At 42.5% G+C, this 13,563-nt stretch carries 12 protein-coding genes and 1 pseudogene; 3 read left to right on the top strand and 10 right to left on the bottom strand.

Going from position 1 to position 13,563, the window contains the following annotated elements:
* Positions 1-13 precede the first annotated feature (13 nt).
* The 6 genes and pseudogenes from QUA99_RS33140 to QUA99_RS14695 form a co-directional block, all read right to left on the bottom strand.
* Positions 14-226: pseudogene (locus QUA99_RS33140) on the bottom strand (SpoIIE family protein phosphatase); the annotation flags it as partial.
* Between the two features lie 9 nt (positions 227-235).
* Positions 236-493 carry a hypothetical protein gene (locus QUA99_RS14715; RefSeq protein ID WP_333237863.1) on the bottom strand — a complete coding sequence of 86 codons (258 nt, stop codon included), beginning with the start codon at positions 491-493 and terminating at the stop codon, positions 236-238.
* Positions 494-680: 187 nt separating this feature from the next.
* Positions 681-863: a hypothetical protein gene (locus tag QUA99_RS14710; RefSeq protein ID WP_333237861.1), complete on the bottom strand. Its 183-nt coding sequence runs from the start codon at positions 861-863 to the stop codon at positions 681-683.
* A 1-nt stretch (position 864) separates the two neighbouring features.
* Positions 865-990, bottom strand: a complete 126-nt coding sequence (locus tag QUA99_RS14705) for a hypothetical protein (RefSeq protein WP_333237858.1) — start codon at positions 988-990, stop codon at positions 865-867.
* Between the two features lie 124 nt (positions 991-1,114).
* Positions 1,115-1,423, bottom strand: coding sequence for a GAF domain-containing protein (locus QUA99_RS14700; protein WP_333237855.1), 309 nt, complete (start codon positions 1,421-1,423; stop codon positions 1,115-1,117).
* 311 nt (positions 1,424-1,734) lie between these two features.
* Positions 1,735-1,947, bottom strand: a complete 213-nt coding sequence (locus QUA99_RS14695) for a hypothetical protein (RefSeq protein WP_333237852.1) — start codon at positions 1,945-1,947, stop codon at positions 1,735-1,737.
* A gap of 358 nt (positions 1,948-2,305) precedes the next feature.
* On the opposite strand from QUA99_RS14695, the gene QUA99_RS14690 reads away from it, so the two are divergent.
* A complete protein-coding gene (locus QUA99_RS14690) occupies positions 2,306-2,665 on the top strand; it encodes a VOC family protein (RefSeq protein ID WP_333237850.1) in 360 nt (119 codons plus the stop codon).
* A gap of 3 nt (positions 2,666-2,668) precedes the next feature.
* A complete protein-coding gene (locus QUA99_RS14685; protein WP_333237848.1) occupies positions 2,669-3,949 on the top strand; it encodes a recombinase family protein in 1,281 nt (426 codons plus the stop codon).
* A 154-nt stretch (positions 3,950-4,103) separates the two neighbouring features.
* Here QUA99_RS14685 and QUA99_RS14680 read toward each other — a convergent pair whose 3' ends face one another.
* The 3 genes from QUA99_RS14680 to QUA99_RS14670 form a co-directional block, all read right to left on the bottom strand.
* Positions 4,104-5,249 (bottom strand): adenylate/guanylate cyclase domain-containing protein, encoded by a 1,146-nt coding sequence (locus tag QUA99_RS14680; RefSeq protein WP_333237957.1) that lies wholly within the window; start codon positions 5,247-5,249, stop codon positions 4,104-4,106.
* 190 nt (positions 5,250-5,439) lie between these two features.
* Positions 5,440-9,105 (bottom strand): GAF domain-containing protein, encoded by a 3,666-nt coding sequence (locus QUA99_RS14675; protein ID WP_333237845.1) that lies wholly within the window; start codon positions 9,103-9,105, stop codon positions 5,440-5,442.
* 105 nt (positions 9,106-9,210) lie between these two features.
* A complete protein-coding gene (locus QUA99_RS14670; RefSeq protein ID WP_333237843.1) occupies positions 9,211-10,767 on the bottom strand; it encodes an ATP-binding protein in 1,557 nt (518 codons plus the stop codon).
* Between the two features lie 805 nt (positions 10,768-11,572).
* Between QUA99_RS14670 and QUA99_RS14665 the strand changes: the two genes are divergently transcribed.
* Positions 11,573-12,895, top strand: coding sequence for an AAA-like domain-containing protein (locus QUA99_RS14665; RefSeq protein ID WP_333237841.1), 1,323 nt, complete (start codon positions 11,573-11,575; stop codon positions 12,893-12,895).
* Here the strand turns inward: QUA99_RS14665 and QUA99_RS14660 are convergent, their stop codons facing one another.
* Positions 12,896-13,522 carry a Uma2 family endonuclease gene (locus QUA99_RS14660; protein ID WP_333237839.1) on the bottom strand — a complete coding sequence of 209 codons (627 nt, stop codon included), beginning with the start codon at positions 13,520-13,522 and terminating at the stop codon, positions 12,896-12,898.
* Positions 13,523-13,563 lie beyond the last annotated feature (41 nt).

Here is a 13,563-nt window from a genome sequence, read left to right as displayed (position 1 = left end):
TGACGACCGTCAATCATAAATTATGCACAATATGTCCCTGTTGCTTCAATACTAGCAAAGTAATGTCATCAAATACCTTTTGTTCTCAAAAAAAAAATCGCAAATCATCGATGGCGGCTTGCTTGATTTGTTCGGCGCTCAAATGCCAGTTTTGAGAAACCACTTCACATAGTCTTTCGATACCGTAGAATTTTTTGTGCATATTTCTAGCTTCGGGGATGCCATCGGGAGCATCTCATATTTGTAAAAATACTTCTTTTGGCTCCTTCCTTCTTCCTGTTTCCTTCTGCCTCTTTCCTCGCAGCCTCGGGCCTCCTGCCCCGCAGCCTCGGGCCTCAAAACTCCAATTTCTAGCTTGGCTGCAAAACTGAGATGCTCCCATGCCATCGGTGTACAGCACCACCCCGTCCCCCGGCTCTAAGTCTACTAAAACATGGCATACCAAATCGGAAATATTCTCATCTAAGCCGATTATAAATTCTAAATTCATCATATCAATGCGTTCAATTTGACCGGATTTTCTGACTGCGAGAGTTTCCTCGTTTTGACCGCTAATACTAACTTTAGAGTCTCGGTAAGTGAGGAGAGGTAGGATCGGGTTTTTGTCCGATTTTATCCGCCGAATAATTTTATAAAGAGTACGGCTTATGGCATCTACAAAGCGCACTGGATATAGTTATTTAACTTCCTGAAAAGTCCGAACTGCCGCTTGAGTCATCACCATCAAAATGCCACTTGACTCCGTGTTCAGTGACATCACCAATGCAGAGTGTAACTACTCCGTCAGTACAAAATACGTCGTAATAATCGCCACCAACTTCATCTGCTGGTTCCATAAATATAGCAATATCTAACGGGAGCATCTCATATTTGTAAAAACACTTCTTCTGGCTCCTTCCTTCTTCCTCTTTCCTTCTTCCTCTTTCCCCGCAGCCTCGGGCCTACTGCCTCCTGCCTTAAAACTCCAATTTCTAGCTTAACTGCTTTCATTGAGATGCTCCCTATCTAACTCTGTAATTGCTGCTAATTTCGCAGGTTTCGGCAGAATTAACTGCTGCATTTCTTTGAGGATATCGAGTTCGGATATCATGCGAAAAATTTCTGTTTTGAGGCGCTAGTTGATGGGATAAATTGCCTGATTAGCTTGGGATAGTTGGGCTGTGCGTTCTTCAACTTTATCTTCTAGAGTTTGATAAAGCAGAGCATTTTCGAGGGCAATAGCTGCTTGGGAAGATAGTCTTTTTAAGATTTCCAATTTTTCAGCAGTAAATGCACCTGGGGCGAGACTGTTTTCTAAGTACAAAATACCGAAGGCTTTACGTTGATTAACAATAGGAGTAGACAATACAAATTTAGGTTGATTCTGAATAATGTAGGAGTCGGCAGCAAAGATATTGTCAGTAGCAATATGTTTATTTACCAAGGTTTTTCCCTGGTACGCCAGACGTATTTGATGGCAGTTATTGAAAGACTTTGGCTTTGAAAAAGTGGAATATTTGGCAAATAGCATCTCTCCTCTAAATATTAGCAAAAATCAATAAGTTACACTTTTTTAAAAATGATATAGCATTGTGCATTTCAGCATTTCTGATTAAATTTTAGAGCAAACTTGATAGCAATTTTTCGACGTTGATTTATTGAAATAAGGCTTTTTTATAAGCTTTAATAACTGTTGCATAACCCAGCATATAGGAAATATTATTGCCAGTAGAAATGATGGTTGTGACGAGAGTTTTATCGATTGTATATATTGATTGTATATCCCGCATAAAAAGTTGTTTTTTGTTCGGTAATGGGGGCGAGTAACTGGGGATATTTTTGTTCTAAATCCTGAATTTTTACCTGAGTTCCCCAGCTAGTATAAGCGTAGTATGCGTCAGTTAGATAGACGCGGGTAATTTTATCTTTACCTGCTTCCAGATAAAATTTAGCTGTAAGTTCGCACAAGAGCGCTTATTCTTGAAGGTATTGGTTTTCTTGGGCAGTAGCAATGGCGCGATCGTACAAATCGATAGCTTCGAGCCTGTCTCCCCATACTCGTGCTATTTCTGCGGCTACTAAATCATATTTATCAAAAACTTTTGAAGCGCTTGCTTCGCCGGAGCGATGTCCTTTTCAAGTCACATCAGAGATATTATCGAGCGGATTTTTAGTTGATGTCCCATCAGCTAAATTAGCTAATAAAAGTAGATAGGTTAAGAGCGACTGACAATGTTATCATATCAAAAACTGAACAAACATCAACCACTCGGCGTTCATCTGCCTGCATCAGCGGTTAAAATAAAAAAATAAATACCCGACAAAAATGCAAATTACTCAAGCCCTACACAGCGCCCTACTCATCTCCAACCTGGAAAAATCCGAACACTTTTACAGCAGCGTACTAGGACTGCAAAAAATCGATCGAGTCTTAAAATTTCCCGGAATCTGGTATCAAATCGGCAACTGCCAGCTCCACCTAATTTTAGCTGCGACAATTATACCAGATGCCGTAAACAATGACAAATGGGGACGCAACCGACATCTAGCGTTTTCTGTGGCCAACTTAGAGGCAGCCAAACAACAATTAATTGCCCACAATTGCCCGTTCCAAATGAGCGCGTCAGGTCGATCGGCATTATTTACCCAAGATCCCGACGGCAACATCATCGAACTCAGCGAGTAACAGATGAAAGTCATCGCCTATTCTTACACCGAACCGCTACTCGAAGCAGCACCCGCACCGGAAATTTGGGGCCAAGAGGTCGATCGAATATATCAAGACTTAGGAGGGCGACAACAACTCCAGCAACTCCTCAAAGACTGCCAAACAGAACCAGTCAAATACTTATTAATTCAGCGCTTTGAAGAACTCGGCGACACATTGCAGCAAGTGTGTCTGCACCTGGCCCAACTCGAAACCCTCGGCGTCGAAATCATCGTCCAAGCAGAAACAGAACCGCGAAACCGCAAAAACTTGCTGCAAATCCTCGCAGAACTCCAGCGCAGCCAACACAGCCGCAGCATCCGCAAAGGACACGCCCGCAACCGCATCAAATCGCGGATTCCACCGGGCAAAGCTCCGTACGGCTATCGGCGCGGCAAAGAGCGCTACACGATCGATCGTGTGGCCGCCCCCGCCGTCAAAGACTTTTTTGAACACTTTCTCATCTACGGTTCTTTGCGCGGTTCCGTGCGCTATTTAGCAAAGAAATACAGCAAAAAAATCTCCGTCAGCACAGGTCGCCGCTGGCTGACAAATCCCGCCTACCGAGGCGATTTGGAATATCAAAACGGTCAAGTAATTTCTAACACCCACGTCCCGATTATTTCCAGAGAAGAAGCCGCCCAAGTAGACCGATTGCTGCGCCGCAACCGCCAACTTTCTCCCCGCGCCGCCAGCGCCCCCCGTTCCCTTGCAGGTTTAGCAATTTGTTCCGAATGCCGATCGCCCATGACAGTAGCAAAAGTTACCTCCTACCGCAAAGACAAAGAATACCTTTATTTGCGACCGATTAACTGTCCAAAACAGCCTAAATGCAGCGGTCTTTCTTACGAAGAAATATTGCAATTAACTATCAAAAGAATCTGCGAGGATTTACCGCAGGCTGTCGCTGGGCTGCAAATGCCTGACATGAATGGAATTAAAGCAGGAATTGGCAGGGCGATCGGCTCCAAACAAGAAATCCTAGAGCAACTGCCAGCCATGATTGAAAGCGGCATTTTAGACACAGAAACTGCTGAATTGAGAGCCTACAAAATCCGCACCGAAATTGCCGAAATGCAAACCAAACTCGCACAACTGCCCCCAGTGAATTTGCGAGAAACGGTTCAAACAGTTTCGCTTCCCCAATTTTGGCTCGATTTGTCAGAATCGGAACGCAGGTTTTACTTTCGAGAATTCATCAGCCAAATAGAGATTCTACGCGATAATTTAACAGTAAAAGTGCAAATAATTTTCATTTTTTAAGGAGAGCGATCGATCGCTTACCAATTAAGTAAGTCTGTGGGAAAAAACACAACTGTGTTAAGAAAAATAAATGAGGCTGAAACCCTCTTCCCTCCTGCCTTCAGCATAGCTGCCTCCTGCCTCATTCCAACTACAAATATTTACGCCGTTCTACTTAGCTTGACCTAACATTTTTAGCCTTCAGCCAATAGACCGTCATTTCTCCTTTACCTTTAACCGCGATCGGGCCTCTTTCCTCAAATAAATAACGATCTTTTAACTGCTCGTAAATAGCAGTAGTAACTTGAATATACCCCGGTAATCCTTGAGATTCCATCCGGGAAGCAACATTAACAGTATCTCCCCACAAATCATAGATGAATTTTTTAGTGCCAATTACGCCAGCAACTACTGGTCCTGTATTAATGCCAATCCTAATTTGGAAGGGTTCGCCCGTGTCAGTTAGAAAATAAGCGATCGCTTCCTGCATATCCAACGCCATATCCGCGATCGCTTCTGCATGATCTGCCCTCGACACTGGCAACCCCCCTGCTACCATGTAAGCATCCCCACTCGTTTTAATTTTCTCCAAACCGTGTTTTTCAGTTAGTTGGTCAAACTTTGAAAAAATCTGGTTGAGAAAATTCACCAATTCTAGAGGTGAATTTCTGGTAGAAAGAGACGTAAAACCAACAATATCGGCAAATAAAACTGTTGCTGACTCAAACCTCTCGGCAGCAGCACCCTCGCCTTTTTTCAATTTTTCAACAATCGCTTCTGGTAAAATATTTAGCAATAAATGATCCGACTTTTTTTGAGCAAGGCGTAAAGCTAACTCCACCCCCTGCCGCTCTTTAATTTCGTTTTGCAAACGTCCGACAACTTCTTCTAATTGCTTGGTTTGCTCTTGAAGTAGCTTTTGTTGACTTTGAATTGTTAACTGATTTGCCACTCGTGCCAATACTTCTTTATCTTGAAAAGGTTTCGTAATATAGTCAACTGCTCCCATATCAAAGGCTTTTACCTTATCTACAACATCATCTAAGGCGCTTAAGAAAATCACTGGAATTGAACTGGTTTTTGGTGAAGCTTTCAACTGTGCACACACCTCATATCCATTCATCTCAGGCATCATCACGTCCAGCAGAATTAGAGTGGGGGGAAACTCCAGCACTGTAGCGAGGGCCCTTTGCCCGTTCAGCGCTTTACGAACCTGATACCCTTGTTCGGTCAAGATTTTAGATAAAAGCCGTACATTATCTGGCTTATCATCAACTACTAAAATGTTGGCTTGAATTATAGGAAATAAATTGCTGTCCATGCGATCGCTCACGGTTTTATTATTCAATCAAAAATATTGACGCTTAATAATTACTGTCAAAATTAAACTGTATAAACTCCGCTTTTTTTTCCTCAAAATAGAGGGCTGCTAGAGGTATTAGGGGGTTAATTTTAGGTTTGTTTGAAATATGAAATCTTCCTAAATTGTAATTAGCTTGAAACTGGTATGTTCACCTGCCAGTAACTGCCAATTTCGCTAGCTCTATAATATCGTCAAATAGGAAATCATGGACTAAATTAGCTAAAACTTGTGCGGACAAAGCAAATTCTTTAGGCATTTCCTCAATTAAAGTAATAATTTTATCGTCGCAACATTCATGAGCAGCATGAGATATCTTCTCCACCCACTCAAGAGGCATTTTACCGAGTTGTGATTCTACCGATTGATTGCTGGTCAGTCGGCTAATTTCATTTTTATTTTCGAGTTCTGCTTCAACAGATTCCTCGTAAATGTAGCGCACTCCTAAAAGTTCTTCCAATTTCGCAAATAATATATTTGCATCGAAGGGTTTACGCATGAAATCATCACAGCCTGCTGCTAAAATAGTTTTTCGCTCCTCTTCAAAAGCGCTAGCAGTAAGAGCAACTATTACAGTTTTTTTTCCGAGAGGATGAGCTTTAATTTTTCTGGTAGCTTCATAGCCATTCATGACAGGCATCTGCATATCCATCCAGATCAGGTGCGGTTTCCACTCCTCCCATACAGCAATAGCTTCTTGACCATTTTTAGCTTCTCTGACGAGGATGCCTAGTGGTGATAATAATCTCTCTATGACTAGACAGTTATCCGCCCGATCGTCAACCACCAAAATCCGGTATTCTGGTTGATTAGGTGCTAAACCAATTACTTTTTTCTGCGGTTTAAGCATTTTAATCTCGGTGGGTTCGGGCAGCCTCATTTCAATATCAAATGCAAACTTACTTCCCACATCAGGTGTACTGCTGACAGTAATATCTCCTCCCATCATTTGTACAAACTTGCGACTAATTGGTAAACCTAACCCAGTCCCCTGTTGAGATTTACGACCTGTTTGTGTTTGCTCGAATGGTTCAAATAACTTATTTATCTCTTCTGCGTCAATGCCCGGGCCGGTATCTTCAATTTGAAATTGAAGGCGTACAAATACCGGGTGAATGTCATTTGCGTCTACACAATCAAAGTCCGCCTGCGAGGACTGATTAGAACCAGCGCGGGCGAGTTTTGTTTGTATAGCTGCGCTTTCCATCGCCCAGCTTTCCGACTGTTCAGAATCTGCGCAGGCGGGTTTTGTTTGTGTAGTTCCAGTTTCAACTGCCAAACTTTCTTCTACCTTCTTTTTCACTTGCAACGTAACGCTACCCGTCTCTGTAAACTTGATTGCATTTCCGACAAGATTAATCAAAATTTGGCGCAATTTACCTTCATCTCCATTAACAAAGTGTGGTACGCCGTCAACCACTTCAAAATTTAGCTGCAATTTCTTAGATTTAGCTTTTAATCGAAACATTTCTCTTAAGGTTTCTAGCAGGTGCATTAAATTAAAACTGCTTTCATTAAGCTGACTTCTGCCCGCTTCAATTTTGCACATTTCCAAAATGTCATTAATTAGCGAAAGCAAGTGTTCGCCGGCGCGATTAATTATTTCGAGGTGCTGCTGGTGTTGATTGTTAAGAGATGAATCGCGCACCATCACCTGACTAAATCCCAGAATGGCATTCAGGGGAGTCCGCAGTTCGTGGCTCATAGAAGAAAGAAATTCGCTCTTTGCGCGGTTAGCTGTATCAGCAGCTACGACAGCTTTTTGTAATGCTATTTCTGCTAATTTACGTTCCGCAATTTCTGTTTTGGCTTGTTCAAAAAGGGTGGATTGCTGGATGGCAATTCCTAGCTGCACGGAAATTTGCTTGAGAGATTCTATCTCAGAAGAGTTCCAATGCCTTGGACTGCGGCAGTGATGAGCAATGAGTAGGCCCCATAAATTTTTACCTTGCAAAATCGGAACCACGAGGTTAGCTTTAATTTCAAACTGGCTCAGTAAATTCACATGGCACTCTGAAATACCTGCCGTATAAATATCGTCGATCGCGCTAAGGTGTCCCTTCTTGTAAACAGAGACGTAGTGTTCCTGAAAACAAGGATCGCTAATATCAATTCCCAAAATTGGCATCGTATCGGCTGCTACTGACTCAACAGCGATAAATCCACTCCAATCAGGATTAAAGCGGTAAATAACTGTCCTGTCAGTTGACAAAAACTGGCGAATTTCTTCCACAGCCATTGTCATCACTTCTTCTAGGTTAAGAGAAGAACGAATCCGCTCTTGGATGGAATTAACTAGCCGCTCCCTTTTTAGTTGCTGCTGCAAGGCTAGTTCCGCCTGTTTGCGAGCAGTAATATCCACTCCATAACCAACGCACTCCACAGGTATGCCAGCAGCATCTTTGACCAACTTAACCTCATCGTATATCCAGCGATAACTACCGTCTTTGTGCCGTTCTCGGTATTCGTAGGAAATAAATTCTTTTTCCAATATCTGAGCGAATGAAGTATCAACAAGCTCTCGATCTTGGGGGTGAACGAGGCTATGCCAATCAAGGGAACCATCAACAAATTCTCTCGCTTCGTAACCCATCATTGAAAAAATATTCTCGCTGACAAATGTTACGTCATAATTTCCTCCTAATTGGCAGCTAAAAATCACCGCCGGGGTAGTCGCCAGCAAATATTGCAAGCGTTCGGTAACAGATCGCAATGTTAACTCGGCTTGCTTGCGATCGCGAGCTTCCATTACTAAAGCTGCGAGCTGTGCCAAATAGCTAGCGAAGCTTTGTTCGTCGAGCGTCCAATTCCTCCTCGTTCCCTGATGTTCTAAACAAATTACACCAGCAATTTGTCCTTGATGGGTAATAGGAACATCTAGCATCGACGAGATGTTTAAAGGCGTGAAATAAGATTCTCTAAATTCTCGGGTGCGCGGATCGGTTTTGGCATCAACCGCTGCGAGTACCTGTTCTGTATTCAAAGCTTGGAAATAGCTAGGATAGTCAGCAACTTTCAGTTCTGCACCCTCACTGTGTTGATTGGGGGTCAGTTCGTAGAGGTCGGCACAGCAGATTGCGGATTTATCTTCTTGATAAAACCAAATACTTCCCCGCTCAACATTCAAAGTACGGGTTGCCATTTGCGTAATCTCTCTCAACGCCTCGCTGATATTTCCCTCATAGATACTAGAGTTTTTTGCTAATTCTAGCAAACCATTTTGTTGTTCTGTTAACCGATTTTCTCGTTCGCGCAAAGCGGATTCAGCGGCTATTCTTACTCGAATTTCTGCTTCTAAATAAGCGTTAATTTCTGTCAACTGTACGGTGCGCTCTTGGACTTTATTTTCTAAGTCATCATAAGCGTGGCGCAACGCTAATTCTGCATCTTGACGCACAGCAATTTCAATCTGCAACTTGCGATTTATAGCCTCTAATTGTTGCGGGGTTTTTAAACCTAAAAACTGCGGTAATAATGTTACCATCTGTCCCGCCGTGAAGCAGGAAACCAGTGCAGTAAGTGCTTTCTCAATCCCCGACAGCCAATAAGCGGAATGCCACAAAGTCCAAATTTCTAGCAAGTGACCCGTGCCGCAGAGAATAATAAATGCACTAAATAAAGCAAATATTCCTAAAAAAGGGATATCGCGCCGTTTGAAGATAAAATAAATTAGCGTCGCCGGAATTGAATAGTAGGCGATCGCAATTAAAAAGTCGCCCGTTACGTGCAGCCACACTAAAGGCGTTTGCCAGAGATAGCAATGACCGTGAGGCATATACTGAGTTGGGGAAAAGATATTTTTGAGGAATTCCCACATAATATTCCTTTGGGTAAATAATATATATTCGATCCTGCCTAAGTTAGGCAAAAAAGTGAAAGGTATCGAAATTTGTAGCCTAATTCGGAATGAGTTATTGCCGCCTCAACCAAACTTCTTCATCACAGCTTGCTTCTCGGCCAACAACTTGCGATTGCAAAGTTGCGATCGCAAAGGAATTTCAATAATAAACTCAGTACCTCTCCCAACCTCGGAAGTGCAGCGCAAATAACCTTCATGGGTTTGAATAATTTGATAAGAAATCGCCAAACCCAGCCCGGTACCGTAACCGGTGGGTTTCGTCGTATAAAACGGATCGTAAATTTTAGCGATCGTCTCAGCATCTATGCCAGTGCCATTATCAGCAATGCGAATCTGCACCCACTTGCCATCAACTAAAAGCGTGCGGATGCGAATTTTTAGCAGTTGGCAATGGGTGTTTTGTAAGCGATCGGGCAAATTATTTTCCCAATAGCCTTTGGTGTAACGCCCCTGCGCCGCCATCTGTTCTAAAGCATCAATAGCATTAGAAAAAATGTTCATAAATACTTGGTTAAGCTGTCCAGCATAGCATTCCAATAGTGGCAACTCTCCATAATCTTTAATCACTTGGATCGGCGGACGGTTTGTTTGTTCTTTCAAGCGATGCTGCAAAATCATTAAAGTGCTGTCGATACCTTCATGGATATTTATATTTTTCATATCGGCTTCGTCTAAACGGGAGAATGTGCGTAAAGATTTAACAATCTCCCTAATCCGCTCTGCTCCTATTTTCATCGAACCAAAAAGTTTTTGCAAGTCTTCTAAAATAAAATCGAGTTCTATAGTGTGAATCTTGTCTGCAATTTCCGGCGCCGGAGTGGGGTAATAAACTTGATAAGCCTTAATCAATCCCAAAATATCTTTAATATATTCCTCAGCCGGAATCAGATTGCCATAAATGAAGTTAACAGGGTTATTGATTTCGTGAGCAACCCCAGCTACCATTTGCCCCAAAGAAGACATTTTTTCAGTTTGCACGAGTTGAGTTTGGGCGTCTTTGAGTTGTTGCAGAGTGTTCTCTAGCTGCTCAGTTCGTTCAAGCAGTTGAGATTCAGAGTGCCGCAATGAATTTTCAGCCAAAGAGCGATCGCGATTTTCTTGTTGCAAAAGTTCATTGGTTAATTCTAAAGCCACCGTTCTCTCCATCACCCGTTTTTCCAATTCTAGCATTAATTGCGAGAGTGCTTCCTGAGCTTGCTTGCGATCGCCAATCTCATTTTGTAAAGCCAAATTTGCCACCGCCAATTGATCGGGACTGGGGATCGCCAAGATTTTTGGAATTAGTTCCACCAGCACTGCTGCTGTACATAGCGAAATCAGCGCTGTAATCCCTTTAAGAAAACCCGAAAACCAATAATTAGGATGCCACAGCGTCCATATTTCCATAATATGAGTAATCCCGCAGCAGATAATAAAAGAGCCAAACAACATGAAAACCCAGTCAAAAGGCACGTCTTTCCGCTTCTGGACAATATAAATCAGCGTCAGGGGTATCAAAAAATAAGCGACGGCGATCGCAGCGTCCGACACAATGTGCAGCCCCACTAATCCCGGCTTCCACAAATAGCAATGACCGTGAGGAATAAAATAATTTGAAAACATTTTAGAAACCATTTGCATCTAATCAACACTATTATGTGCTATAATTTTTAAGCCTGCTATTATAGCAGGCTTAAAAATTGTTATACCACAAAAAAAGAATAAGGCTGTTGGAATTAACACTTGTGATGAACAGATGCAAGGATGTAAAAATACTTTTAATAAGATTAGCACCCATTGACTAAGCTTTAGCAATGTCAACTGTCACATTTTTCATGGTGGCTTCACGAGCAACTGTGACACCTACATGACATTTTGACTAACGAGCGAGAATAACTGAGCGGGGCTACCTTTCAGCTAGGGGCGCCAGCGGCTCTTGAAATTCGGTTAGAGCACTCAGTTACCCTTGAGGCAACGCGGCAAGCAAAAGATTTAAGGGATATCACGGATTTCACTTAACCAAGAGAACCCTTCTCAAAAACCTGTAGAGCTGGCTTCACTCTTCATACATCTAAACTTAAGCCAAAAGCTGCCAGAGACTTAAGTCTCTTGCTAACAGCTAAAGTCCGCAGCGAAGAGGACTAATGAGTTTAAAAGTCCTAATTTATAGTTTTATTCAGAGGACTAAAGCTGTGAGGAAGGGGTTCAATTCCTGCCTGATGGGAAGGGGAGCATCTCATATTTGTAAAAACACTTCTTCTGGCTCCTTCCTTCTTCCTCTTTCCCCGCAGCCTCGGGCCTCGGGCCTTAAAACTCCAATTTCTAGCTTAACTGCTTTCATTGAGATACTCCCGATGGGAAGTTTAACTCTAAGTTGACACAAACTCAGCTTTACAGGATCAAAAGTGATAATATCAACGATACACTTATAAGGTAATTGCAAGTTATGACGATAGATGAGATACTACAGCTAACTCGTGCCCGATTACAAAAAGATTTATATCCAGTACAAGAAATTATACTCCGCCAAGTTTGGGAAGGAAAAACTTATACAAGTATCGCATCTACCTCTCATTACGGAGAGCATTACCTGAGAAACATCGCCTCGTGCTTGTGGCAAAGTCTCTCTGAAATCTTGCAGACATCTATTAATAAATCAAATTTTAGATCCTCTCTAGAATCGCGTTCCCTGACTGCTGAGGAACAAGAATTAATTCAAGAATTCACCCGCAGGCAATGCCTAGCAACACCTTTAGAATTTCCCGGCTCTCCCGTGCCCCTCGGTTCGCCATTTTATATCCATCACCCACTAATTGAAGAACTCGCGTATCGAGAGATTGCCAAACCTGGAAGTGTTCTGCGGATTAAAGCTCCCAGGAAGATGGGAAAAAGTTCCCTTCTGCTAAGGATTTTAGAGCGCGCTAATTCTCTTGGCTATCGCACTGTAAGTTTGGATTTTCAGCAAGCCGAAGAAGCTGTTTTATACGACCTGGATAAATTTTTACGGTGGTTCTGTGCCAACATCAGCCGTCACCTAGAATTGCCACCTCTACTAGATGATTATTGGGATGAAGATATGGGTAGCAAAGTAAGCTGCATCATCTATTTGCAACAATATGTATTAAGAGAAATAAGTAGCCCCCTTGTCTTAGCTTTAAATGAAGTCAATAGGCTTTTCGAGTATCCAAAAATTGCCCGAGAATTTTTGCCGCTGCTGCGAAGCTGGCATGAAGAAGCAAAGCGGATTGAAACTTTCGGAAAACTGCGGTTAATAGTTCTTCACTCCACAGAAATTTATATTCCTTTAAAGCTCACTGAATCGCCTTTTAATGTCGGTTTGCCGCTGCAATTGCCCTATTTTACAGAAGAGCAGATACTTACTTTAGCGCAGCGTCACGGACTGGATTGGACAGATAGCCCCAATGCCCAGCGACTGATGGCAATGGTGGGGGGACATCCTTATCTGGTGCGGCTAGCTCTTTACCACCTCTGTCAACACACTGTAACGCTAGATCTGCTACTACAAGAAGCTCCTACAATAGGAGGAATTTATAAAGATTACTTGCGGAGTTTTTGGGCAACATTGCAAGAGTATCCAGAACTTGCGGTTGCACTTCAACAAGTGGTAAAATCGGAGTGTGGTGTGGAATTAGATCCGGTAGTAGCTTCTAAATTAGTTAGTATAGGGCTGATTCATCTCGATAACAACCGCTGTACGCTAAGCTGTGAGTTGTACCGCCTGTATTTTGGTTCGCAAAACTTTATTTAGTTATTGCCCCACCTGAAAAATCTGTTCTGCCGTTAAGTTTAAATCTGGGAAAGCAAGCGATCGCACCACATCATCACCTCTAAACTGATTAAGTACATACTCACCATCAACTAACTGATAAACGGAAATAGTTGGTTGTTTGGGGTTGCCAATATATCTTCTGCCCCCCAACCCCAAATAATCGACAATCCAGTATTCAGGAATTGCCAATTTTTCATATTCTGCTAACTTTATTAAGTAGTCATCTTGCCAATTCGTACTCGCGATTTCGATGACTAAACGGATAGTTTCACCTCGGGTAATAGTCGAGCGCTTTTTCCACATCGGTTCCGTTTCAATTCCCTGCCAATCTAACACCATCACATCTGGGCTGTAGCCAGACTTATCAGAATCAATAGCCTTAATAATTCCTTGGCGGGGAATGAAATATGGCAAAGCAAAACGTTCAATCTGAACGCCTACTTTGAGGGCGAGAAAGCCCCCTACTTGTTCGTGAGTTCCTGTTGCTTGCATTTCGATAACTGCTCCATCATGTAGTTCAAAGCGACCTTGACCCTCTGGATACCAGTCCAGAAACTCGTCTAGGGTCATTTGTTTAGACTGGGCAGGTTGTTCTTGAACGAGCATATTGATTCTCCTTGTTTGCTGTTAATTTCAATGTTAATATA

Source organism: Microcoleus sp. F10-B2, from assembly GCF_036704965.1.
Taxonomy (GTDB): Bacteria; Cyanobacteriota; Cyanobacteriia; order Cyanobacteriales; family Microcoleaceae; genus Microcoleus.
The sequence above is the reverse complement of the archived record's forward strand: the minus strand, read 5'-3'. Positions and strand labels throughout refer to the sequence as shown.